The organism is Wolbachia endosymbiont (group E) of Neria commutata (assembly GCF_964026735.1).
GTDB lineage: Bacteria > Pseudomonadota > Alphaproteobacteria > Rickettsiales > Anaplasmataceae > Wolbachia.
Map to the genome: position 1 here is coordinate 290,056 of NZ_OZ034692.1, position 25,107 is coordinate 315,162.

At 34.9% G+C, this 25,107-nt stretch carries 21 protein-coding genes and 8 pseudogenes; 13 read left to right on the top strand and 16 right to left on the bottom strand.

Annotated elements, in window-relative coordinates; genetic code table 11:
* Nucleotides 1-259: 259 nt before the first annotated feature.
* The gene (locus AAGD89_RS01425; RefSeq protein ID WP_341808537.1) at nt 260-910 is read left to right on the top strand and encodes a hypothetical protein; all 651 of its coding nucleotides are present in this window, start codon (nt 260-262) and stop codon (nt 908-910) included.
* A gap of 112 nt (nt 911-1,022) precedes the next feature.
* Here the strand turns inward: AAGD89_RS01425 and purD are convergent, their stop codons facing one another.
* On the bottom strand, nt 1,023-2,294 hold the full coding sequence (gene purD, locus AAGD89_RS01430) for a phosphoribosylamine--glycine ligase (protein WP_341808538.1): 1,272 nt from the start codon (nt 2,292-2,294) through the stop codon (nt 1,023-1,025).
* 34 nt (nt 2,295-2,328) lie between these two features.
* A complete protein-coding gene (gene serS / locus AAGD89_RS01435) occupies nt 2,329-3,606 on the bottom strand; it encodes a serine--tRNA ligase (protein WP_341808539.1) in 1,278 nt (425 codons plus the stop codon).
* A gap of 241 nt (nt 3,607-3,847) precedes the next feature.
* Between serS and AAGD89_RS01440 the strand changes: the two genes are divergently transcribed.
* The 3 genes from AAGD89_RS01440 to AAGD89_RS01450 all read left to right on the top strand — a co-directional run bounded on the left by AAGD89_RS01440 (nt 3,848) and on the right by AAGD89_RS01450 (nt 8,216).
* Nucleotides 3,848-6,187, top strand: a complete 2,340-nt coding sequence (locus AAGD89_RS01440; RefSeq protein WP_341808540.1) for a hypothetical protein — start codon at nt 3,848-3,850, stop codon at nt 6,185-6,187.
* Between the two features lie 19 nt (nt 6,188-6,206).
* On the top strand, nt 6,207-7,199 hold the full coding sequence (gene dusB, locus AAGD89_RS01445) for a tRNA dihydrouridine synthase DusB (RefSeq protein WP_341808541.1): 993 nt from the start codon (nt 6,207-6,209) through the stop codon (nt 7,197-7,199).
* Between the two features lie 489 nt (nt 7,200-7,688).
* Nucleotides 7,689-8,216 (top strand): CPBP family intramembrane glutamic endopeptidase, encoded by a 528-nt coding sequence (locus tag AAGD89_RS01450; protein WP_341808542.1) that lies wholly within the window; start codon nt 7,689-7,691, stop codon nt 8,214-8,216.
* Nucleotides 8,217-8,587: 371 nt separating this feature from the next.
* Here AAGD89_RS01450 and AAGD89_RS01455 read toward each other — a convergent pair.
* A pseudogene (locus AAGD89_RS01455) lies at nt 8,588-9,752 on the bottom strand (Bcr/CflA family efflux MFS transporter).
* Nucleotides 9,753-10,000: 248 nt separating this feature from the next.
* Between AAGD89_RS01455 and AAGD89_RS01460 the strand changes: the two are divergent.
* The 4 genes and pseudogenes from AAGD89_RS01460 to AAGD89_RS01475 form a co-directional block, all read left to right on the top strand.
* Nucleotides 10,001-10,417: pseudogene (locus AAGD89_RS01460) on the top strand (transposase family protein); the annotation flags it as partial.
* Between the two features lie 72 nt (nt 10,418-10,489).
* Nucleotides 10,490-10,707 (top strand): annotated as a pseudogene (locus AAGD89_RS01465) (IS3 family transposase); the annotation flags it as partial.
* 88 nt (nt 10,708-10,795) lie between these two features.
* On the top strand, nt 10,796-11,059 hold the full coding sequence (infA, locus tag AAGD89_RS01470; protein ID WP_341808543.1) for a translation initiation factor IF-1: 264 nt from the start codon (nt 10,796-10,798) through the stop codon (nt 11,057-11,059).
* Nucleotides 11,037-11,660: a Maf family nucleotide pyrophosphatase gene (locus AAGD89_RS01475; RefSeq protein ID WP_341808544.1), complete on the top strand. Its 624-nt coding sequence runs from the start codon at nt 11,037-11,039 to the stop codon at nt 11,658-11,660. Before infA ends, AAGD89_RS01475 begins: the two co-directional genes overlap by 23 nt.
* A 58-nt stretch (nt 11,661-11,718) precedes the next feature.
* Here the strand turns inward: AAGD89_RS01475 and tgt are convergent, their stop codons facing one another.
* A complete protein-coding gene (gene tgt / locus AAGD89_RS01480) occupies nt 11,719-12,948 on the bottom strand; it encodes a tRNA guanosine(34) transglycosylase Tgt (RefSeq protein ID WP_341808545.1) in 1,230 nt (409 codons plus the stop codon).
* A gap of 279 nt (nt 12,949-13,227) precedes the next feature.
* Nucleotides 13,228-13,728 carry an NADH-quinone oxidoreductase subunit NuoE gene (nuoE, locus tag AAGD89_RS01485; RefSeq protein WP_341808546.1) on the bottom strand — a complete coding sequence of 167 codons (501 nt, stop codon included), beginning with the start codon at nt 13,726-13,728 and terminating at the stop codon, nt 13,228-13,230.
* Between the two features lie 434 nt (nt 13,729-14,162).
* Between nuoE and AAGD89_RS07245 the strand changes: the two genes are divergently transcribed.
* Nucleotides 14,163-14,582, top strand: a complete 420-nt coding sequence (locus AAGD89_RS07245; protein ID WP_410541869.1) for a hypothetical protein — start codon at nt 14,163-14,165, stop codon at nt 14,580-14,582.
* 77 nt (nt 14,583-14,659) lie between these two features.
* Nucleotides 14,660-15,385: a hypothetical protein gene (locus tag AAGD89_RS01490; RefSeq protein ID WP_341808547.1), complete on the top strand. Its 726-nt coding sequence runs from the start codon at nt 14,660-14,662 to the stop codon at nt 15,383-15,385.
* Nucleotides 15,386-15,407: 22 nt separating this feature from the next.
* Here the strand turns inward: AAGD89_RS01490 and AAGD89_RS01495 are convergent.
* Nucleotides 15,408-16,241: pseudogene (locus AAGD89_RS01495) on the bottom strand (transposase).
* A 56-nt stretch (nt 16,242-16,297) separates the two neighbouring features.
* Complete coding sequence (locus AAGD89_RS01500; protein WP_341808548.1) at nt 16,298-17,164, bottom strand: ankyrin repeat domain-containing protein; 867 nt, start codon at nt 17,162-17,164, stop codon at nt 16,298-16,300.
* A gap of 229 nt (nt 17,165-17,393) precedes the next feature.
* On the opposite strand from AAGD89_RS01500, the gene AAGD89_RS01505 reads away from it, so the two are divergent.
* Nucleotides 17,394-17,975, top strand: a complete 582-nt coding sequence (locus AAGD89_RS01505) for an IS110 family transposase (protein ID WP_341808549.1) — start codon at nt 17,394-17,396, stop codon at nt 17,973-17,975.
* A gap of 38 nt (nt 17,976-18,013) precedes the next feature.
* On the top strand, nt 18,014-18,313 hold the full coding sequence (locus tag AAGD89_RS01510; RefSeq protein ID WP_341808550.1) for a transposase: 300 nt from the start codon (nt 18,014-18,016) through the stop codon (nt 18,311-18,313).
* A gap of 831 nt (nt 18,314-19,144) precedes the next feature.
* Here AAGD89_RS01510 and AAGD89_RS01515 read toward each other — a convergent pair.
* The 9 genes and pseudogenes from AAGD89_RS01515 to AAGD89_RS01555 form a co-directional block, all read right to left on the bottom strand.
* Nucleotides 19,145-20,098 carry a recombinase zinc beta ribbon domain-containing protein gene (locus AAGD89_RS01515; protein ID WP_341808551.1) on the bottom strand — a complete coding sequence of 318 codons (954 nt, stop codon included), beginning with the start codon at nt 20,096-20,098 and terminating at the stop codon, nt 19,145-19,147.
* Complete coding sequence (locus tag AAGD89_RS01520; RefSeq protein ID WP_341808552.1) at nt 20,068-20,769, bottom strand: recombinase family protein; 702 nt, start codon at nt 20,767-20,769, stop codon at nt 20,068-20,070. The genes AAGD89_RS01515 and AAGD89_RS01520 overlap by 31 nt, the downstream gene beginning before the upstream one ends.
* A gap of 7 nt (nt 20,770-20,776) precedes the next feature.
* Entirely contained in the window at nt 20,777-21,217 is a 441-nt protein-coding gene (locus AAGD89_RS01525; RefSeq protein ID WP_341808889.1) for a group II intron maturase-specific domain-containing protein, read from the bottom strand.
* Between the two features lie 180 nt (nt 21,218-21,397).
* Nucleotides 21,398-22,057, bottom strand: a pseudogene (locus AAGD89_RS01530) (reverse transcriptase domain-containing protein); the annotation flags it as partial.
* A gap of 641 nt (nt 22,058-22,698) precedes the next feature.
* A pseudogene (locus AAGD89_RS01535) lies at nt 22,699-23,237 on the bottom strand (DUF2924 domain-containing protein).
* On the bottom strand, nt 23,230-23,505 hold the full coding sequence (locus AAGD89_RS01540) for a hypothetical protein (RefSeq protein ID WP_341808553.1): 276 nt from the start codon (nt 23,503-23,505) through the stop codon (nt 23,230-23,232). Before AAGD89_RS01540 ends, AAGD89_RS01535 begins: the two are co-directional and overlap by 8 nt.
* A gap of 4 nt (nt 23,506-23,509) precedes the next feature.
* The gene (locus tag AAGD89_RS01545) at nt 23,510-23,686 is read right to left on the bottom strand and encodes a hypothetical protein (protein ID WP_341808554.1); all 177 of its coding nucleotides are present in this window, start codon (nt 23,684-23,686) and stop codon (nt 23,510-23,512) included.
* Between the two features lie 124 nt (nt 23,687-23,810).
* On the bottom strand, nt 23,811-24,023 hold the full coding sequence (locus tag AAGD89_RS01550) for a hypothetical protein (protein WP_341808890.1): 213 nt from the start codon (nt 24,021-24,023) through the stop codon (nt 23,811-23,813).
* Nucleotides 24,021-24,140: pseudogene (locus AAGD89_RS01555) on the bottom strand (ankyrin repeat domain-containing protein); the annotation flags it as partial. The pseudogene AAGD89_RS01555 and the gene AAGD89_RS01550, both read right to left, overlap by 3 nt.
* Nucleotides 24,141-24,253: 113 nt before the next feature.
* Between AAGD89_RS01555 and AAGD89_RS01560 the strand changes: the two are divergent.
* A pseudogene (locus AAGD89_RS01560) lies at nt 24,254-25,087 on the top strand (transposase).
* Nucleotides 25,088-25,107: the final 20 nt, after the last annotated feature.

Consider the following 25,107-nt stretch of genomic DNA (forward strand, 5'->3'; position numbering starts at 1 on the left):
ATTATATATTTTGTAATAACTAACGTCAAGTATCAGCATTTTATACTATGAATAGAATGAATTAATCTTTCGTCTTTAGATGAGTGTTTCAATGTTGTATTAGTTTCTATAAGTTACAAAGCTTGATTTAATTGTACTAATCGTACAAAGTTAGGCTCATGTTGTCTTTCTTGGCATGTAAACCATGCTATCCCTGCTTTGGTTGATTTAACAGTGATTTTACATTAAAATCTTAGTTCATTATTAAAAATGAGTTAAAATGAGTAGGAAGAAAATCATAACGGTAAGCATCGCAGAAGCTTTAGCTTTAATTGTGTACTATGCAAGTTTATACATGTTTCATTTTGGTATGATCAGTTTTTGGATCCTTCCGGTTATATCTGGAGCTTATGGTCTTTTCTGGGCTATCAAAAAAATAACTGAAAATAGTGAGAATCGTTTTGATCGTGGTTGTGCAATGAAGTTTTATGCATTAACTTCAGCAATCTTTTTGCCACTTTCAGCTTTATGTTACTCATCTCTTATGCTCAAGGTATATGCACAATTGTGTGCTGTAGGTTTAGTTGGTAGTATATATGAACTTTATCAAGGAAAGCGAAATAAAGGATTTTCTGATCTTATTTCTGGTCTTATCGAAACATTCCTTACAAATCCAGAAGATCTTCAAAAAGAGCTCTCATCTTTACAACAAGCTTTTCTACTTCAAGCAAAGGCAGGTGCTGTATTTTTGATACTCGGTATAGTTGGAGAGTTGACTCTCAGCTCAGAAATATTTCTCACTATCCTTCTTGGAGTTTGTATTACTAGTGTTGTTGTTGAATTAATAAAAGACATTGCATTGCCTAGCAGCAAACTAGAAAGTGCATATGGACAAATTTTCTATCAAGATCTATTCAACGTAAGTACATAATTGCCTTAGCTATACACTTCCAGAGTGTATGATAGATGAGAAATGACGATTAAAGGAGGAGTGGATGAAAAGAAATTTTATTAGATCTCTTGATAAATTCTACTCCATTAGCTCATCCGCCTATATCATATCTGAAAAAACCACCTGGCCACTCTAAAAAATTTAATGCTGAATACACTTTACTTTTTGCTTCTTCTATCGTATCTCCTTCTGCTACTATATTTAACACTCTTCCGCCATCTGAAACCCAATTACCGTTGGCATCGAGTTTTGTACCAGCATGAAATATCAATATGCCAAGAATACTTTCGATTTTATCTAATCCGTTAATTACTTCTCCTTTTTGATACTCACCAGGATATCCTTTGCTAGCTACAACCACACAAATTGTAGATTTATTATTAAGTTCCACTGCTTTTGTGCTTAATTTTCCTTCTGCAACTGACAATATCAATTTTAACAAATCGCAACTGGAATCAAGCCTAGGCAATATGGATTGTGTTTCTGGATCTCCAAATCTAACGTTATACTCAAGAAGTTTTGGACCATCTTTGCAAATCATTAAACCAGCAAATAATATTCCCCTATAAGGTGTACCTATGTTAACCAATGCTTGAATTGTAGGCTGTATTATTTTTTGAACAATTTTTTGTTCCATATCTTTGCTTATAATTGAAGGTGAGGAATATGACCCCATACCTCCAGTATTTTGACCTTCGTTGTTTTCATCAGCTCTCTTGTAATCCCTTGCACATCCAAGAATTACCACCTTCAGTCCATCGACAAGTGCAAAAAAACTTACTTCTTCGCCATTTAAAAATTCTTCTATAATTATTTCTTCACCTGACTCGCCAAAATTTTTCTCTACCAACATTTTATCTATTGCAGAAAAAGCCTCATCTTCTGTGTAACATATTATTACGCCTTTCCCTGCTGCAAGTCCATTTGCTTTAATTACAAGCGGAAATTTTACTTTATTGCTCTGTACAAAATTTTTAGCCAACGTCTCATCAACAAAACGGTCATACTTTGCGGTTGGTATGCTATATTGTTTACATAGCTCCTTGGTAAAAGACTTTGACGCCTCAAGTTTTGCAGCTGCTTGACTCGGTGCAAAGACATTTATTCCCTCTGCAGCTAAATCGTCAGCGAGACCATTAATTATTGGTTGTTCTGGACCGATAACCACCAAGTCTATATTTTCCCTCTTACAAAATTGTGTAACATCCATTGAATCTTGAATATTTATATCCACAAGAATTCCAAAATTTTCCATAGCCCTGCGACCAGGAGTGACATATAACTCAGTCAACATAGGAGATTTTTTAAAAGCCCAAAGTAGAGCGTGCTCACGTCCACCAGAACCTATAACTAAAACCTTCATCTTTATTTCCTCGATTTTTTGTATGCCAAAATTATTACTGCCATGTAACAGTATCATTACCCATGTATTTTTGCAACACGTTTGGTATTGCAATCGACCCATCAGAATTCTGATAATTTTCCATTATGGCGATAATAGTCCTGCCTATTGCTAAGGCTGAGCCATTTAAGGTATGAACGTATTTTTTTGTTTTTTTATCAGCATTCAAAGAATATTTAGTGCCCATTCTTCTCGCCTGAAATGTGCCGCAATTTGAGCAACTTGATATTTCTCTGTATTTATTTTGTTCAGGTAGCCATACCTCTATATCGTAAGTTTTTTGTGCAGCAAAGCCCATATCGCCACTGCATAATAGCATAACTCTATACGGTAATTCTAATTTTTTTAATATTTCTTCAGCAGCATTTGTCATACGTTTAAGTTCGTCATTTGATTGGCTTTCAGTTGTAATGCTAACTAACTCTACTTTGCCAAATTGGTGCTGTCTTATTATACCTCTGGTATCGCGACCAGCACTACCTGCTTCTTTGCGAAAACACTCTGAATACCCGGTAAAACGGGCCGGAAGCTCATTTTCATTCATAAATTTACCTGCAACTAGATTTGTCAATACTACTTCGCTTGTGGGAATCAATCTTAGCCCATCAGTAGTTAAATATGAATCATCAGAAAATTTCGGTAGTTGTCCGACATTATACATAGCCTCATCCTTTACTAAAATTGGGTGATATACCTCAACATAGCCAAATTCATTTACATGCGTTTCAAGCATAAAATTTATTAATGCTCTTCCAAGCTTGGCTAATTGCCCTTTTAGCACTGCAAATCTTGACCCAGAAATTTTTACTGCTTGTTCAAAATCCATTAAACCTAATTTTTCCCCCAACTCATAATGAGACTTTTGCATAAAGTTAAATTGTCTTTTTTCTCCGTATGTTCTAACTTCTACGTTAGAGCTCTCATCTTCGCCTGTTGGCACGTCTTGTGCAGGAATATTCGGTAAATTTGACAATGCATTAGCTAATTTACCTTTTTCCATTTGTTCTTTTAAACTAATGGACTCTATTTCATTTGTGATATTCTTTGATAATTCTATTTGTGTTTCACAAGGGCTTTTGCTCATTTTGAGCTTCTTTATTTCCCCTGTAATTTCGTTGCGCTTCCTATACAAATCTTGCAGCTGAGTGGTTAATGACCTTTTTTCGTGATCAATTCCTAATATTTCTTCCTCAGGAAATTCTTTTACTCCCCTGTTCTTCATTGCCTCATTAAATTCTGCGAGATTTTTACGTATATGTTCTATATCATGCATAATTTCATACTTATCAACGCTATTATTTTACTTTAAAAGCTTTCAACACTCAACATGATAATAATATTCCAAAATAGCTATTGCATGTTGATTTTGTTACTAGGATGTGCTAAAATGTTAACATGTTAGTGGTGTGGAGTAAGCTATAAACAAGGATAGATTGAATGTGTATGATAATTATATAAAAAAATACTTTCCAAGTGGTTTTAAATCCGGTTTGAAGTATGCAGCTTATTTCTATATGGACACCACTATTGCTGGCTTGGTTGCTGGTTTTATAAGTCCGTTATTGCTTATTTTCGGTGCTGTTAACCTAGCTAATTTTTTAATTTTACCACTTGCTATGCTAATTACTAATTTTGTAGCCTGGGCTGCAATTGGAGTCATTTTTATAGTGGTATCTGCAGTGGTTATGAGTATAGCTAAACCTTTATTTCACTTGGCCAAGGATTTTATTAATGAAAGAAGAGCTCAAAAGAAAGAAAATGGTGAGGAAAAAGTTACAGAATTAAAAGGCTTGCAGGAGAAAATTCCAGAAAATCAAGCAAGGTCAGTAGTTCCGGATAGGTCAAAAACTCCAGACAGGGATAGCGGTACTGTTACACCCGAAACAGCTATAGCTAAGGATTCTTTTGTAGATAAAACAAACAACGGAGATTATAATTGTTGGCTAAGTCATAGTGACATTGCAAACATTGCAAGAGTTCACTACGGATGGAAAGCGCACTTAGATAGAAAAGGTTTAAGAAACCCTCATAAAAGTGTGATTTTTACTTGCCTTGGTGAAATCGAAACATTAAAGTGCGAACTAGAGGAATATAAAGTTAAAGTTGAAAGAGATAGCAATTTATTATTCGCCTCAGTTCTTAACATAAATGGCAATCACTGGGTGACATTGGTTGTTGCCTATAATCCAAAGGACAAACAATTTAGAGCTTACTATTGTGACCCATTTGGAAATGGATTGCCTAAATTGTCACATATTGATCAGCAGAAAAAGGATCGTACATCCGTATTGAAGGATCCATCTGCCTTAAAAGAATTTCAAGAATATATGAGTTTTTCAAGTAATTTGTTTGATGAAAATCTGATATGGCAAAGAGAAAAAGAGGAACATGTCAAAGAAAGATTAGATTATGTGCGAAAGCAAATAGATAAATTAATTAGCAAGGGGATTAGTAATAAAATCTTACAAGAGTGGATCGATTCTTTAAGTAAATTAATTGATGATTTAATACAACAAAGAAAAGATGGAGTTACAGAAGATCTGGATTCTATTAAAAATAGAGTGCATGCATTGTCTAAAAAAAATAACGTAATAAGTCTCGATAAAGACTATGTTACATACTTATTACAACAAATTCTCGAAATAAGCGATGATAATATCAGAAGTTCAAAAGCTGAACAACAAAAAGATACGTGGAATTGTGGGATATTTGCACCGAAAAATGCTAAAATAATTACAGATGCGCTGAAAGCAGGTGAATCATTTGATGAAATTGATGCTAAGCTAAAATATACACTTAGTCCAAAGCAATTAATAGAGAAGAGAAAAGAGTTTGCAGAGGCCTTGAAGAAAGGTGAGCAAAGCATAGCCAGCGTGCCAAATAAGAGAAATCGCAGAAGTTCTGGTAATTCTTCTGCTTCATCTGTTTCATTAGATAGCGGTATAAGTGTAGGTTCAAAAGAAGGTAAGCAAACTCAAAAAACAGAAGTTAAAGCGTATGATACAGTAGGAGATGGAAATTGCTTTTTCCATTCTGTCTTTGGTAAGAAGGATTATACATATATGCCTGAAGTATATAAGGATGGTGTATATAGAGATGAAAGAGCACAAGAGATGAGAGAAGAGTGGCACAAATTTTTAAGTCAGTTTACATCTTTAAATGATCCAAGAATGCCAAAAGCTCTTAAAGAGCAGTTACAGAAAGTTTTCGGTGCGTTTTTAGAAAAGCCAGGAGATTTAACCGGTAGGTCAGACATGATAGAAGGATTGGTTGAACAGACAAAGAAAAAAATTGAAAATGTTGAAAATAATGTTAAAACACTAGTAAGTAAAATTGTTAACGATTTTAGTATACCACAGAATGAAGCTATCAGTAATCTAAAAAGGTATGTGCAATTGCTTTGTTCAGAGTTTACTGAAGAGGAATACAACGAAAAATATAACAGTGACACTATGACAAACTCATTTCTTAACGATGAAGTTCTCTATAAATCTTATCTAGAAGCAATAAGCAAACAAAACTATTATGTTTTTGCTGAAGAAATTCCTATTTTAGCTTCTTTAGCTGGTATTAAGATTACGGTTCATCATAAGGATAATGGTAATAATGTACATGAAGTATTCAAACCAAATCCAGAAATGATGAAAATGAACATGTTTGATGAGGTAGATGAAGTCCATACAGAAGTTTACAAAAGAAATGGCGAATTATGGGGTGACAAAAAACAGGAAACAATATACTTAAAACCTGGTCATTACGAGAGAGCTGAAGTTGTGCCATTAACACCGCCTCCCTCAAGAACTGAAAGTGTTTCATCTTTGAAAAGTGTTGTATCTTATTGTCCTATAATGTAATTTAAAATCGATACAACTTATGCCACTACAAATAGGAAACCTGACAATTGATTCCCCGGTAATCTTGGCTCCGATGTCTGGAGTGACTGATTATCCATTCAGAGCTGTGGTTAAAAAACTCGGTGCAAGCTTGTTGATTTCAGAGATGATTGCAAGCAGAGCAATGATTATGCAAACTCGCCAGAGTTTACAAAAAGCAAAAGTTGATGAGTTAACTGCTGTACAGCTTGCTGGATGCGAACCGGATGTTATGGCAGAGGCTGCGAAGCTCAACGAGGATATGGGAGCTAAAATAATAGATATAAATTTTGGTTGTCCTGTTAAGAAAGTTGTAAACGGTTATGCAGGGTCAGCTTTAATGAAAGATGAGAAAAAAGCTGCTGAAATAATTGAAGCTGTGGTCAATGCAGTAAATATACCAGTTACCGTGAAAATGCGCACAGGATGGAATGACGAAAATCGTAATGCTCCACGCTTAGCAAAAATTGCCGAGGATTTAGGAGCACAAATGATTACTGTACATGGCAGGACGAGGGCGCAGCTTTATAATGGTCAAGCAGATTGGAAATTCATCAGAAATGTCAAAGAGCAAGTAAAAATTCCAGTGATAGTAAATGGTGATATTAAAAATTTAAATGATATTCAAACTGCTTTAAAAGAGTCAGGAGCAGATGGGGTAATGATAGGACGTGGTGCTTACGGCAAGCCTTGGCTAATTAATCAAGTAATGAACTTTTTAAATGGAAATGAAGTTTCTGAGCCACCGCCTTCAGAAAAGTTAAACACCATACTTGAGCATTATGATAGTATCCTTGAGTACTATGGAAATGATCCAGGAATAAAAATGGCCCGCAAGCACATAGGTTGGTATAGTAGTGGACTTAAAGGTTCGTCTGAGTTTCGCGTGAGAGTAAATAATATGGTAGATAGCAAGGAAGTAAAAGAAAGTATTATTGACTTTTTTAGTAAAAACATGATCTCTACAGATTCGAATGCTTCTGTTGGCTATTAGCTATAATTGTAGATTATGTCTTCAGTTGTCATGTAAATAGCGTGACACTGGAGTCCATTTTCTTGAAAGAATAGGTAGAAATTCAACTATTAGTGGCAGTTCAAAAAGAAAAAATACTCCATTCATCCTTGAAGACACATTCTATTGACAATTTCTGAATAAATATCTATAATATATGCAGGGAATTTGTGAGGTGCATATGAATTAAATCACTATTAATTGTATATTGTTTGTTGTAATCACATATTTATTGACATGTATTGTAGCTTGGAGCTTACCTCCACAATATGTAACATTACTCGCAGCATTCGTTCCAGGCACAGTTGCGATTTTTTTAACAATTTGTAATAAGCAAAAGGTGAAAAGCCTTTTTGAACGTAGTTCGCTAAAAACTGTTTATTAGGTGCTATGATCACAATAGCGATTATACTAATTTCCTATGGTATTTCGTTAATTTATTAAGATTTTTCGTCTTTTCAAGGACGTTCCATGCTGGAAGAAGTAAAAGATCTAAGTGCAGAAAGTATGTTAATTATTGAACTGATCACTTTTGTAATGATAGTTATTACTTTTATTAGCAAAGAGATTGGTTGGCGCGGTTATCTGCTGAAAAATCTTAAAAACCAAATACAGAATTTTTATGTGAGAGCAGTCGTTGTAGGTCTTATTTGGGGAATATGGTACATACCGATACTATATCAAGTTAGCAATTCAACTGTGCTTAAGGATGGACTTACATTTTCAATTATTTTGACTCATATTCTTTGTTTTTGTGCAATGTCTATACTGTTTACCTGGTTATTTGAAAAAGATAACTCGATTTCGCCAGTAATTATTGTTCAGGCAGTAAGTTGTTTTGTGTGCACTGTTGATATGATACTATTGGGAAGTTATTTTCCCATGTCAACTTCCACTGCAGTGATTAGCCAGATATTCATGGCGATTGCTTATTTCGTCGTTGCAATTGGTGTTATTTGGTTTGATAAAAATAGGGGACGTTGTTTGAGTGATTCATAAGCTAACCACTACTTGTAATTCCAGTGCTTCGACACTGGAATCCAGCGAACGTTGTTTGCAAAGACACGGCATTAGCAGGTTACCAGATGTGGAAGGAGAGGTAAAAGCAAAGCGGCTTAAAACTCTTAAGAGTCTTGCCCCATATGAATTTATATGCAACCAGTGCACACAATTTTCTGAGTTATTTATACTTAATCCATGCTATCATATTCTGGGACTGTACATCTTATACAACCTCTAAATTTATACCAGAAGAATTCTCTATAATAACTTAATAATTAGAGGGGGACTTTACACACAATTACTTATATTTTCCCTTAAGTTGACGTCATTGACTGAACAGATACTTGTATTATTAAAAACAATGAATTTTATAGTTTAGCTGCTAAGTTTCTCTCATTATATCTAAGCAGATTATATATAAAAATTGCAGCAATAGAGCATGTTATTGTTAATAATAAATTCGCTAAAATACCACAGTGAAAGAATCTTCCCACTATATAGATTCCAATGGCTCCAAATGCCATATTGCAAAATGAAATAACGGCACTGCCAAGTCCTATATTTTTAATTGTTTCTAAAGCAGAAGTGACGTTGTTACTTATTATTAAGGCTAAGCCTATATTGCTTGGAATCCAAGCAGCTTGAAGGGTGAACACATTCAACTTGTTTATGAAATAAAAATACATAACTAAACTATCAGATATTATTGGCAACACTAAGCCTATTATTAACATCCTTCTAACGCCTATTTTTGGTACATATCTTCTATTAACAAAAGTTCCGATTATATAAAATATAACGATAATTGATATGAGATATCCGAAATATTGCACTTCAACACCCATAGATTCAAATATGAAAGGATAGTTAGCAATGTATGCCCAAAGCCACATAAAAGTTAATCCGTGAATAGCTGAAAATCCAAGAAAACGGTAATTTCTAGAGATTTGAATATATTATTTAAAGATATTAGTAATTATAAGGCTTATACTAGTTTTATTTATGATCAGTGTTTCTTGTAACTTAAAATAAATCAGACTTAGCATAATGATTGCTGTGAGTGATATAATAAGAAATAAAAAACTCCAACTATACCCATGTGATATTATATAACTACCTACCACTGGTGCTATTCCAGGTGAAAGTGCTACAACCATATTCAATTTTGAAATTACCCTTGAGTAGTCACTACCTGAATACATATCTCTTATTGCTGCATATCCTACAACGCCTGCAACACCAGCTCCCATTCCTTGTATAAAGCGAATGAATATAAAAAATACAATATTGTCAGCTAAGCAGCATATTACGCTTGCTAAAGTAAAAATTGTCATACCAACCAACATTAGGGCCCCTACCATAATGGTCTGATAATGGTCCATAAATTAATCCTGATATTGCAAGTCCTACCAAATTAAAACTAATTGTAAGTTGTGCTATGTTACCTTTCACGTTAAAATAACTGGCAATGTTTGGTAGTGCCACTGAGTATAAGTCAGTTGCTATATCAGCAACTGCAACAGATAGTATCATGATAAGAGAAATAATATTTTGTGAAAGGACTACTGTCACTTAATGATTTACCTGATCAAAGAGATTTAATTATAACGTATTTCTTTCACTAGTATACTAATTTGAGTAGCCCCCTGCAAAACAAGCAAAAAACAGATGAAAAACACTAAAAAGTGTATAAAATGAAAATTTTAGAAGAGTAAAATAGCAATAAGTTATGCAAAAGTTTCAAAGACCCAGTATATTTTTAGGCAATTAACGGGTCTGACAACATTACAAAAGACAGAACGCTGACACCAGAGAGGATTTTAAAATTTTAGCAGACGTCACGGAGCAACCGATACAGCGGCCGAAAGACAGCAAAAAGCAAAAGAAAAGTTATTCCGGAAAAAAGAAAACGACTACCAGTAGATAGCATAAAATATGCTGATTCTGGGTATCAAGGTTGGCAGAAATTGCAGAAAAACGTTGTGATTCCATACAAAAAATACCATAAAAAGCCACTAACGGAGGTGCAAAAGGAGCATAATCGAAAGTTGGCATCGTTCAGGATGCGGGTGGAAAATAAGATTAGAGAGATCAAAATTTTTAAGATTATGTCAAATGTTTACCGCAATTTTCAGAAGAAATATAACTTGAGATTCAATATTACTGCCGGAATTGTGAATTTGCGGCATGGTTTTTAATAATTTTTGGGCTGGGGATTTCTTACCAGATTTTATCAGCAACTTGCTTTACGTTGTTTCGCAGGGGGTCTAGTGAAGAAATACTACTACAAGTCCCATAAGCAGCTTAAAGACCACTTATACAACTTTGTTATGGCCTATAACTACGCAAAAGACTTAAAACTCTTAAAGGTCTGACTCCTTATGAGTTTATATGTAACCAGCTATCTACAGAATTATTTATACTTAATCCATGCCATCATACTCTGGGACTGTATATCAGAAACTTGGCTCTACATTATCAGAATTAGTTTTAGCATTCTCTATTTATTGTATTTATGTTTATAGTATTTAAAATCTATGGTAGACTTAAAAATTTATTAAATTATAACATAGCACATGATAAAAGATGAGAAATTGAAAACAATTTTTGAGGTAGAAGGAGCAATAACTGCTTCACTACCGGCAGCAGAATTTAGGGTAAAATTGGATAATGAGCATGAGATTATCTGTCACGTATCTGGTAAAGTAAGAAGGAGTAAGATACGCATCATTATAGGTGATAGGGTATTAGTTGAAATGAGCATATACGATAGGAATGCAAAAAAAGGTCGAATAATCAGAAGGCTTAAAGGCACAAGTGAAAGAACAATATCTAAGTAATCTAATCCTTGCTTCATCATCGAAAAGGCGAATAGCTTTATTAGAACAAATTAATATTAAACCTGGCTTAATCTTGCCAGCAGATATAGATGAAACTCCTTTAAAAAAGGAATTGCCAAAGGATTACTCAATTCGCATCGCAAAAAGTAAAGCTGAAAAGGTGCAAAGCTTAAAACCGAATTATTTTGTGCTTGGTGTCGATACGGTTGTTGCTTGTGGAAAGAGAATATTGCCTAAGGCTGAAAATATTGATCAAGCGGAAAAATGTATTCGTTTATTGTCAGGAAGAAGGCACAGAGTGTACACTAGCATCTGTTTATCAACTACAGGTGGAGCTAAACAGCATCTTAGAACTGTAGTTACAATAGTAAAATTTAAGTGTTTAAGTGAGCGAGAAATTCAATACTATTTAATGTCAAAAGAGTGGGAAAACAAAGCTGGTGGGTGTAATATACAAGGCCTTGCTGGAATGTTTGTATTATTTTTACGTGGCTCCTATTCTTCTGTGATAGGTTTGCCATTACATGAAACTTATTGCTTGCTAAGCAATTATTTTAGCCTCAATTCCTCAAGCCATGGACTTGTAGCTCATAGCGGTTGAGTCAACAGACCTTTTGATCATAAAAATTTGATCATAGGGAAACCTTTTCTTGGGTTGGCTATATTAGCTCTAACTTGCAGTCAATTAATTGCAGCTCACTAACCCAGTTATTTTTTTCCTGATTAAGCCTATCATCTAATATTGCCTGCCTTATTGATTCCATCAGATTATTCATGAAGAAGACGTTGTGAATAGTAATGAGTGTATAGGCTAGCAGCTCTTTGGCTTTTAGTAGATGATGTATATAAGCTCTTGAATGTTTTTTACATGTAAAACACAAACAATCACTTTCAATCGGATTATCATCCAATTCGAATTGCTGATTTCGCAAATTAATATGCTCTTTGCACTTTGAAGAAATAGAATTCCTATTTTTCACTTTAATTAATGCTCCGCCATGCCTTGCTAAACGAGTTGGATGTACGCAATCAAATGTATCAATTCCAAGGTTCACTCCATTAAAAATGTCTACAATTCCACCAATACCAAGCAAATGAGTAGGTCTATCCTTTGTCAAATGCTCCATAGTAAAAGAAACCACATCTTGCATCTGCTCTTTACTTTGTCCCAGTGATCCACCTATTGCCTGACCGAAAAATGGTAAACTATTAATGAAATCGCAGCTTCTCTCGCGTAAATCTTGATATACTCCTCCTTGGCTAATTCCATAAAGTTTCTGTTTACCGCAGTGATTTTTTTCAAATTCTTTTAAAGAACGCTCAGCCCATCTGTGGCTCATTAGCATAGATTTCTCTGTGTATTCTTTGCTTACGTGAAATGGAGTGCATTCGTCCAAAACCACAATTAAATCTGCACCTAGTTTTTGTTGAATTTGTATAGATTCCTCAGGAGTTAAACAATAAGTTTTACCATTAATATATGAGCGAAAAATTGCTCCATCTTCATTAATTTTTATGAGCGTTTTTTGTTTCTTCCTTACCCCTTTAATCTCCTCTGAGACTGATCCATGACCCAAGCTGAATATTTGATATCCACCTGAATCAGTGAGCATTGGTTTATTCCACCCAATCATCTTGTGCAAACCGCCAAGTTTTGCAACCGTATCCTCTCCTGGCTGAAGCATTAAATGATAAGTATTAGAAAGTATTATCTGAGTGCCAGCTTCATTTATTCTTTCAATGTCTGTAGCTTTAATTGCAGCTTTTGTTGCACAGAATATAAATGCTGGTGTTTCTATATTACCATGCGGTGTTCTTATTATACCAACTCTCGCAGAGCCTGACTGCTTAGTTATTTTAAACGAGAATTCTTCTTTGATTTCTTGCATAACCATAGTTTTAGTGAAAGATTAGCAGCCCTACCTGACGTCATCCAAGTAGCCATCCTCTTGTCATCCCAGTGCGTGACACTGGGATCTAAGCATAAAAACATTTGCAAACTATACAATAGACAACGGATTCTAGGAATGTATGTAAAAATAATGTTCATGGTGAAAACAAGGTGGATCCCAGTGTCGGAGCACTGGGACGACAGGAAAAAAAGGCACTGGGATGACAAAACTTGAGTAGTATCTGTAATTACAGAGGGTTTTGCAATAGGTCTATTATTATTCATTTGAAAGTTCTGTTATGATTTCTTCTACTTTTTCAGGAGTGAGATTTTCGTAAAAATCATTGTTGATCTGCACAACAGGAGCATTAACACATGCACCAAGACATTCCACCTCTTTTAAAGTGAATAGATTATCTTTAGTAGTCTGACCAACTTCGATCCTTAACTTTTTCTTGAAAGTGTTTAAAACTTTTTCGCTATTACAGAGCCAGCAGGGAGTAGTTCTACAAACCTGCACCAAATATTTACCCACAGGTTTGAGATTATACATAGTGTAAAAATTTGCTACCTCGTATACCCGAATATGCGGAATATTTAACATATCAGCAACATAGCACATAGCAGGTTCAGATACCCATCCACACTGCTCTTGAACCAAATATAATAAAGGCATAACAGCGCTGCCTTTTCTACCTTTTGGGTACATCCCTATAAACTTTTTTGCTTTCTTAAGATTCTCTGCTGTAAAACTAAATAGTTCTTCTTTTTCGGCCATTAATGGGACTCGTGTGAATTTTAACAGATTATATCTGAAGAACTAATAATTGCAATTGTTGGTTCTTTAGGAGATCAAAATCTACTATCGTCCAAAGTAGAACTTCCTCCCCTTAATCATTTGTAGGCTTATATTCACTTTTTAGTATAAAATGTGGCATTTTTACAGCGTTGAATGTTTATAATGCATAGAAAAATTGGAATTTATTTTTCTATTTTTTCTGCCTTTGCGTTAGAGGATAACATATGTATACTCTTTGATCCATACTTAAACATCATTGTTTTTACAACTAATAAAGTTTCTATTTCTGATATCAGGTTAATAATAAAAAAAAAGCTAATTTAATTTCACGGAAGAAAGAATATTTTTTACATTTACTGAATTCTGTTGTTGATTCCAAATGTATTTATCTTGGAAGAGAATTCAAACTTTGTATCGTAAAATCTAACTCAGATTATGTAAAACTTTATCATGGAATAGTTCATATATACAGTAAATCTGCGTTAAGCAACACGAGAATAAATTCTATTATAAGTGGTTGGTATAAACAGTGTGCACGTATAAAATTTAATGAAAGGCTGAGCGAGTGCTTATTTTATTTAACAGCTATAAAAAAAATGAGAATTCCTAGCTTAACTATAAGATTATGCCATTTGAAAAGCAAAATTTTTCGTTACGAAGAAGTGACTTATGTATTAGCACTCAATGTTAGTTTAATTAAAACACCAATTTCTTTTATTGATTACATTATATACTACTTAATATTCCATTTTGTGCTGAAGGGCAAGCAGAGCAGTTTCAGTTTTATCGACATATTACCCAAGAATATTAAGAAAAGCATGTTAATTCTTTAATCTTATTTAAGATTTTTATTGACATTGGCATATTAAAATGGTCATAATAGCATATTGTTAATATTTTAATTAAGATTATGAATATATTAGGAACAGTGCTCAGTTATATTTACTCAAATTTTAATCCATTCAATTATATCCCTCAAAATTTTAATCCAGTAGACACAAAATTTATTAAGGGAAATGATGTTGCTTATGGACTCGGCTATCAAGATAAAGATGATGGCACCAGTGAAGTAAAATTACTTATAAGTCCATCATATCAATTAGACACATACGAATGGGATACAGGCATTAGTGTACCAAGTGAATTTAAAAATCAATTATCTCTTAAGTTAATAAAAGATACAGTTGAAACAGGTAAAGAAGATTTAGCTGAAACAGATAAAATTGCAATCATTTCTTCTACAGATAAAGGATTATCACTCAATATTTATGAAGTTAAGCTACCAGGTGCTATTTTAGTTGAGCTTTTAAGTACAACAAAATTACAAAAGAATAAGGAGAATAACAATCTTGCAAATTCAGGTAATCGCTACTCTAATCCACAAGTAGTAACACTTGATAATGGGGATGTGGTTGTAATTGCTAAGAATTTAAAAGATAAAACTTTAGTTTCTTGGTATTTAAAATCTGAAAACGGAAAATTTGAAGCATTAGCCGGAAGTAATGGTATTACAGAAAGAAAATTATTGCAGTTAAGTAATACTGGCAATCAATTCGTATTAAATGGAAACACCCTACTTTATTCACAAGACCCCCTGCGAAACAACGTGAAGCAAGTTGCTGATAAAATCTGGTAAGAAATCCCCAGCCCAAAAATTATTAAAAACTATGCCTCAAATTCACAATTCCTGCTATAATATTAAATCTCATGTTGTATTTCTTCTGAAAATTGCGGTAAACATTTGACATTATTTTGAAGATTTTTATCTCGCGAATCTTATTTTCCACACGCATCCTGAACGATGCCAGCTTCCGATTATGCTCCTTTTGCTCCTCCGTTAGTGGCTTTTTACGGTGTTTTTTGTACGGAATCACAACGTTTTTCTGCAGTTTTTGCCAACCTTGATACCCAGAATCGGCATATTTTATGCTATCTTTGGCCAACAATTTTTCCTGTTTCCTTATGCGAAAATCATGCATTTGACCTCTATGCGACTTCGAAATCGACAGAATTTGCCCATTTCCCTCGATCACAATTTCGGTTTTTATTGTGGTTGCTTTCTTTTTTCCGGAATAACTTTTCTTACGTTTTTTGCTGTCTTTCGGCCGCTGTATCGGTTGCTCCGTGACGTCTGCTAAAATTTTTAAAATCCTTTCTGGCGTCAGCGTTCTATCCTTTTTTATAGTAATTTTTTTGGCCAATAATGGCTACATTTTCTTAAAAAGTCGGCAAATATTTGAGTTGTGCAAATTAAACAAAAACCCTAAAAATGGATGCGTTATGTACGTTCTGTAATAAATTAGAACACATAAAATCCTGTCTTCTAGCTCCTCAACATGCGATTTTCTTCCGTGACATTTCTTTTTCGCCTCCATTTTTTCCCACTCTGGACGCACTTTTGCCACAATTTTTTCAAATTCTTCTGTTGTCAGACCCGTTAATTGCCTGAAAATATACTGGGTCTTTGAAACTTTTGCGTAACTTATTGCCATCTTCCCTCTTCTAAAACTTTCATTTTACATGCTTTTTAATGTTTTTCATCTGTTTTTTACCTTTTCGCATGGGGTCTATTCTTGTTTATGAGATTTACATTGTTGCTTTTTGCTGCAAGAAGTCCCACCGAATCAACAAAGCCAAAATTGGCTGCATAATGTAACGGTGTATTACCTTCATTATCTGGAATATCAACCTTTGCTCCTCCGTTTACTAAAATATCTATCATTTCATTATCTACTTCCCAAAAAGTAGCATGGTGCAAAGGTGCTTTTCCTTCGTTATCTTGCGCATTAATATCAATAGCTTCTTCTGTTAATAGCCTACTTATAACCTCGGTGTGGCAATGAAAGACAGCATAGTGTAATGGGGTTTTCCCTTGGTTATCTTTTGTATTCACATTAATAGATTTTTCTGCCAACAGTACATCCACAATGCCGGTATTATCATACTTAGCAGCACAGTGTAATGGAGTTTTGCCCTTTTTATCTTCAATGTTTGGATCTGCCCCCGCCTTTAAAAATAAATATACTGCCGAAATATTGCGTGTTGCAATTTTCTCCAACACTGTTCTTTTTCCTTCTCCTCTTCTTAGGTTAAGTACTACTTGCAGGTCTGGATCATTTTTATTAGCATTCAAAAATTCTTCAAGCCGCTTAGTATCAGCATGATCATAAAGGAAATCATTATGATTATAGAAATCTAAATAATAGCAATTAATGCTCTTCAGTGCTGTTAATAACCCTTGATCTAGCTTGTGTTGATTTTCTGTTAATACTACTTCCTCTGAAAGCCACTCATCTATTTTCTCTCTCCACGCTAAATCATACAGTGTCGAGTTTTTTGCCTGCGGATGATCAAAATAAATTTCCTTTATATTTTCTAGAAATAATTTATTACCCTTTCTATTTTCATCAACCATACAACCCTCTTATATGTTAAAAGTAAGTCTTTATAAACATTACAAAGTGGTAATATAAGGGCATATTAGAGAAGAGGAACCGTCAATCCTCTTGATCATAAGGATCGTATTGTAGCAAGGTTCTCTTCTCTGTTTATTATACTGAAAGTTCCGAACAACTGATTGAGCTTTTAGGCTCGTATATAAGGGTGGAAAATGCAGTATTAAATATTATTTTTATGGAGGAATTATGAATTTATCAAATATCATTGCTGGCATTGATGTCAGTAAAAATAAACTAGATATCCACATTCATCCACTTGGTCATCATAAAGTATTTGAAAATAACGTGCAAGCTATTGATCAAATACTCGACTTTTTGCGCTTACATAATGTAATCAAAGTTGGATTAGAAGCTACAGGCGGATACGAAAAACTATGCACCTACACTTTACTAAGCAATGGCTTTGAAGTATATGTCATTCAACCAAGATGGGTTAGAGATTATGCTAAAAGCCTTGGTATTGCTACTAAAACTGATAAAATAGACTGTAGTGTTATCTCACGTTATATTAATAATACAGATATACGTGTTACCCCTTTAAAAGTTAGTAGCATTGACTGCTTGAAACAAAAGCTATCCCGTAGGAATCAACTAGTAGAAATGGCAAAGATACAAAAAACTCAAGCTCATCAGGTAACTGATATATCCATAATCAAACAAATGGAAGAGCTACTCGTTGTTTTGCAAAATCAAATCCAATCCTTAGAAGATGAGATGATAGAATTGGTTGATCAAAGTCAAGAGCTTAAAAAAAATACATATCAATAACTAGTATGCCAGGTGCAGGTACAATCTTAGCTATCATTATGATTTGTTATCTACCAGAACTAGGGACTATCAGACATAAAGAAATATCTAGCCTTTCCGGAACAGCACCCTTTAATCGAGACAGTGGTTTTAGTAAAGGAAAAAGGTGTATTCAGGGTGGTAGATCACAAGTTAGGAAAGTTTTACATATGTGCATTCTTAGCGCTAGGGAATGGAATTCTTATATAAAAACTATCTTTGATAGGCTATATGTTCAATACAAAAAACCATATAAAGTTGCTTCTACTGCTGCCATGAGAAAATTACTTATTCTTGCTAACTCTTTAGAAGGAACATAGTCCTAATTCTGCTTCTATCTAGTAATAGCGTAGCTGTGAATAAATACGTCCACACAAACTTTAAGTATTTATTCACAGCTACATCAATTTTTCTATTGACTTTTAACACAACTGCTACATTCTTTTTATATAGTATACTATAATAAGTATATCATATTATTCCAACTTAAGAATAAATTTTCTATTACTTTGATGTGATAAGAGAAAATCTTATTGTACAATTTAAGGCCAGGGCTTGCTTCTCTGCTATATAGGAAAAATTAGCTGCTAATGAGAATACAAGATATCTAATAACCTTCACAAACTTTGCCTGCTATATATTTCTCCTGTTTTCAAAATTTCATTTTCAGTAATAATACTCTTTAGGTATACTCATTTCTTTAACTTCAGACGTTGAGATATCTGATTTTTTAGACATAACTACTTCTAAGCATACCAAAGCACACGCAAACAATAGAGCAGTCATGCCTCCGTATTGCAGGTATATTATGGCACTTGCTAACATAGCCAGTTCTATTTTTTTACTTGAAATAAGGCTGCACTTTGCTTCTTTATTATCTCGTAAGCTCTGTTACTGTAACCTCCGCCGGTGGCTTCTTGGTTTCATTTTTCAATTCTTTAATTTCATCTATTATTACCGAAATATTATCTAATTCTATATTATCTGACTGTTTTTCCTGCTTAGTTTGTATTTTTTTATCCTTGATAGTTCTTGGCGTTTTTTCACTATATGCCTCTTCACCTTCCTCTGGTTTTCATTTTATATTTACAATTTTTTTTGATATTTATTAATAATAACATATAGAATATTAACATTTATTTGAACGCCTATTATTGGCCATAAAACTTTTTCAATTGTTCACTCCATAAAATTGGTATTTTTTCCTTTTTAAAATCCGCCAACTTCAAATGCCTTGGTTGTTTTCCATTTAATATGTCCCTCTTTATTTCTGGAGCAAGAAGATTAAGCTTCAAGATTTTATGTGGGTCCTGCTTCTTTTCTTTCCTAAGTTCCCTTATGTTCGCATATTTTCCTCTATTGAGCTGTCGTTGCCATAGATGGGCATTTGCTAGCGCTTTTAGTAAAATATTATCTTTCTTTGTGTACTGCTCATTTTCTGGTTCTAATATCGTGCACTTACCTGCTTCTCTTCTTAGCTTACATGGCACAAACAGCGATATTTCTCCATTTACTTCCTCAAATTGTCTACGGTCTCCCTGTTTCGTCTTAGTTTCAATATCAGTTGGGTACTCCTCTCTCACCTCTTCTAACTCCTTTACTCCAATAAATAACTCTATTCCACCTTCTCTCACCCATACCATCCTGACTAACTTTCTGATTATTTCCTTTTGCTTCATTGGAAACAAGTTTTCCCATATTTCTTCTAATGCCCCTGAACCTCTAATAGAGTTAACATACCTCGTTTTCTCTATCACAATCCTTTCCACTTCCCCTGCTGATATCGTTCTGTTCCTTAATGGACAGAGCTTTCTTTCTACATGATTATCGCATACGTAATACCTATAGAGTTTATTCGGTTTCTTGGTATATGTTGGAACCATACTTGCATTACACATCTGACAACGTATTATTCCCTTTAGTATTCCTTCCTCATATTTTTCTTTGTAATTCGGACGTTTCTCTATTAAAGTTTGTGCTTTATTCCACACTTCTTCTTCTATTATTGCTTCGTGTATTCCCTGGTAGCACTTATCTTTATGTTTTACCTTTCCTATGTATGTTAAATTTGTTATTATTGCCCGTACTGCTGCTGTTCCAAACAATCTTCCTCCTTGTATTCCTGATTACATAGGCGTATTTTTGTTCTATATTCCTGGTTATTTAACTCTTTAGTTAGTAGAGTCATTGATTTCAGCTCAATAAATCTTTTAAAAATATGCTTTACTACCTCTGCTTCCTCTTCGTTGATTACCAGCTTCTTATCTTTTGCATCATATCCAAGTGGTACAGTTCCTCCCATCCATAGCCCTTGTTGTTTGGACATTGCTATTTTATCTAGTACTCGTTCAATTATCACTGCCCTTTCCCACTGAGCTTGACCTGCAAGAATCGTTCGCATAAATCTTCCCATCGATGTATCCAGGTCAAATGGCTGGGTTACTGCTATCAACCTAATTCTATGTTTCCTTAACAACTTGCCAATATCTTCTCCGTCATCTGTATCTCGTGATAACCTATCAAACTTGTATACTACCACACAGTCTACTTCTCCTTTCTTGATGTCACAAAGTAGTTCACTAATCGCTGATCTTTTTAGATTTTCTCCTGACTTACCATTATCATCGTACTCCTTTGGTAATATTATAAATCCTTGTTGCTTTTTGATATATTCTTCACATACCATCCTTTGCGCCTCTAAACTGTTCAAGATTTGTTCAGGATCACTTTTTTTAGATTTTCTTGTATATATTGCACATCTTATTTCTTTATCCATTATTTCCTCATACTCTTGCTAGATCTTTCCTACTGCTTTTCAAGTGAATATGAGGAAGAGACGCCGTTCTATGATTACTCATATTGGTTTTCTCTTCCTCTATTCCCAAACCCGGCGTGCACCTTTCGTTATGCACCGGGCTTTCCAATGTTTCAGACGCGTAGTCTGGGTAGCGTAGCTTAACCAAATCGTGACGTTCTACTTTAATATCCGCCATCAGCGTGACATTCATCCACCGATACCTCGATCTGTTCTCTATTTTCCGCCAGTAGCGTTTATAAAGAACTCTCTGTGAGGTGTAAGGATTTTTCTTCTTCAACCATCGCCACAGCCTATCCCACACATAGTGATCAAGAGCTGTAAAAACACGTTTAGCGTTATGACAATGGCGATAAAAGTTTCCCCAACCCCGTATAAGTGGATTAATCATGCTAATGACCTCTTCCATAGAGAGATGAGAATATTTCCGTAGGGTTTTCTGCTTGATTTGGTACCGAAAGTCTTTAATTTTTTCTTTCGGTATTTCGATTCGAGACCAATATCCCCAACGATCATCCCACCTTAGGCGTATGCGGTGACTAAGGAATGTAAATCCTTCATCCAGACGCGTCACTTTGGTCTTTTCTTCAGAAAGGGACAATTTTAAGTCCTTGAGAAGAGTGTCCTTGAGACGTGTCTTTTCGCGCATAGCGTCCTCTTGTGTACCAGTTACCAAAATGACAAAGTCATCTGCATAACGGATAGGAAGATAGACTGGACGCCCAGCTTTGCGCTCAAGGTGACGAAATATTCGCAATGCATCTCCAGGGCGTTTATAAGGAAGGCCATTTTTCTGTACTGGATACTTTACATACCGACCATATGAGTTTTCAATATTTGATAAACTAATATTGGCTAAAAGTGGTGATAAAATGCCTCCTTGTGGCGTTCCTTTTTGGGCTTTATGGTATACACCACCCTCAAGAATGCCGGCTTTCAAAAATGCTTTGACTAAACGGCATACTTTGTTATCTTTGACTCAACGTCTCAGATTACTCATGACATGACTGTGATAAATATGGTCAAAACATCCTTTTATATCCCCTTCAATGACCCATTGATAAGGTGCCTCTTGTAAACTTTTACAAGTAGCTTTCGTTGGACGTATAGCGTTACGAATATGCTCAATAGCATCTCTGCAGGCTTTCTTTGGGCGAAAACCATAAGATACTACTAGAAATTCAGCCTCGAAAATTGGTTCAAGGAAGTGAAGAACAGCAGCTTGGACAATGCGATCTTTAGACTCCACGTGTAGAGTTTACGTTGTTTGGCAAGAAGCCAAGATTTGTCGTCTTGATAAATGAAGTCCATCATTTGTTTCACCTACTAATAATAATCTCTACAAAACATCTGTTCCCCTTCGCCATGTAGTTGGCTTTCCCAACCTCAGACTACTACGAGAACTCCGCCCTCCTTTATTGCCATCACTCGACTCCGAAGAGCTAGCCGAATCTGTTTACCAGACCTGGCAGCAATAAAGAAGTTCCTGCGTTCCAATAAACAACCTACGGACCCTTAGGTGGTCTGCTTTACCCCTGAGTGACCCTGCCGTCTTACAAATCATGAGTAAGTAAAACGTCATACCCTAAATCGGATATGCCCAGAATAGTTTTGGCAGCTACTCCAGATCTCTCACTTTTCCCTCCGCTGTACCGTTATCAAGAATTCTCAATAAGGGTTCGAAATTAAATACAGAGGCATCCAACACAGACTTTGTACTTCCTCGCCATAGGTCCTGTGGTAGCCCCGCAATCAGGTATACAGCCCAATTTCAGGACATTTAAGATCGCCCGGCTATTTCCCATCAAAACTCCCGGATCAAGAGTCTTGACTAGCGATCCCCTTCCATCTATGCTCATGTCATAGAGGGGTAACATCTTTAGTTACCGGTCATTTATTAGCTAGATCATCTTTACCTCCCTTAATTTTATAAGACTTAGACGATCGAGCGCAGCGCACGCCAAAAAGTTTTGGCCCATTATAGCTCATTCCTGTTATTTTCCCTGCTATTGCTGACAGTGATGTAAATAATTGCCCTTCATATATAAACCCCATGTTACTAGAATGTCATGGTATTTCCCATTGTACTCTTTGATAAGCTTTGTCCCTGCCAGAAGTTCATCACCACTTACCTTTTTACCTTGTTCTGCTCGATCAGCTAGAGAGTTGAGCTTTCTTTCTTCCTCCTTAGATAATTTTCCATATTCTATCTCCTGCATCCTGTATGCTATTTTATCTATCAAATATTTCTTATAATATGGCGGTGCTTCTGATGGAAAATACTTCTTCCATACCTTACGTAACTCTTGTGCTGTTTTTCCAAACAAAGATGAAATCTCTTGTTCTACAGATTGATTCATTGTCTCCCCATTTTTGTTTTTAATTGCGTGTTCTCTGTACTCATGAATTTCCATTTTCCTACTAGCCATAGCTGCTTCTGAAAGAAATGAGATCTTCTGTAACTGCTACTCTTACCTTCTCACTTACAAATATTACATCTATTCCTGACTTCCAAAATTCCCTGAGTAGGTTTACTTGATCTTTAAACTCTTTTGCTAAATCCTCTGGTGAATATACATACATTTTTTCAATTCTACCTTTCGCTATTTTATATCTTAAGCTCTCCAGCTCAGCTTTACCGATGAATTCATTTTCCTCCAATAAATTATGTCCTTCCTTGATAATCCTATTTTTCAACTCTTCAATTTGTTTCCTTTGCTTTTTTGATACGATATATAAACCTACTACTTCCATCAGCTTTACCGATGAATTCATTTTCCTCTAACAACTGATGTCCATCTTTGATAATCCTATTTTTCAACTCTTCAATTTGTTTCCTTTGCCTTTTTGATGCGATATATAAACCTACTATTTCCATTTGATCCCCCACGTTTACTTCACTTTTTCATTCATGAAACTTGCTGTTGTCAAAGACAAAACCTCTTTTTCTACAGATTGTTTTTTAAAACATAAGCTCATATGAATTTACTTTCCCTCCTTTTTTAAAATTTGTACTGTCTGCTACTTAGCTCTACTAATTCGGTGCTATCTTTATATGCTAACTCGTTGCTATCTTCATATTCTATCAACTCCTCCACTATCTCCTCAAATTTTCCCATATAAGCTACATCCATTGGTCTATATCCCTTATAATCTCTGACATCTACATCACCTCCTGCCTCCAGTATTGCTCTAACATTTTTTAATTCACTCATAATTACAGCTTGGTGTAGTGGCGTTCTTCCTATATGACTTTTAGCATTAACATTTGCTCCAGCGTTGATTAGTGCCCTTACTTTACCTGTACAGCTCATCATGCTTGCTAAGTGTAGTGGTGTATATCCTTCATAATCAGTGGCATTAACATTAGACCCCCTGCGAAAAGGTAGAAAGTAGGTAAAAACGACTAAAAAGCATGTAAAATGAAAGTTTTAGGAGAGGGAAGATGGCAATAAGTTACGTAAAAATAGCAAGAACACCATATATTTTTAGACAATTGACAGGGCTCACAACATCTGAATTTGAAAAAATTGTGGCAAAAGTGCGTCCAGAGTGGGAAAAAATGGAGGCGAAAAAGAAATGTCACGGAAGAAAATCGCATGTTGAGGAGCTAGAAGACAGGATTTTATGTGTTCTAATTTATTACAGAACGTACATAACGCATCCATTTTTAGGGTTTTTGTTTAATTTGCACAACTCAAATATTTGCCGACTTTTTAAGAAAATGTAGCCATTATTGGCCAAAAAAATTACTATAAAAAAGGATAGAACGCTGACGCCAGAAAGGATTTTAAAAATTTTAGCAGACGTCACGGAGCAACCGATACAGCGGCCGAAAGACAGCAAAAAACGTAAGAAAAGTTATTCCGGAAAAAAGAAAGCAACCACAATAAAAACCGAAATTGTGATCGAGGGAAATGGGCAAATTCTGTCGATTTCGAAGTCGCATAGAGGTCGAATGCATGATTTTCGCATAAGGAAACAGGAAAAATTGTTGGCCAAAGATAGCATAAAATATGCCGATTCTGGGTATCAAGGTTGGCAAAAACTGCAGAAAAACGTTGTGATTCCGTACAAAAAACACCGTAAAAAGCCACTAACGGAGGAGCAAAAGGAGCATAATCGGAAGCTGGCATCGTTCAGGATGCGTGTGGAAAATAAGATTCGCGAGATAAAAATCTTCAAAATAATGTCAAATGTTTACCGCAATTTTCAGAAGAAATACAACATGAGATTTAATATTATAGCAGGAATTGTGAATTTGAGGCATAGTTTTTAATAATTTTTGGGCTGGGGATT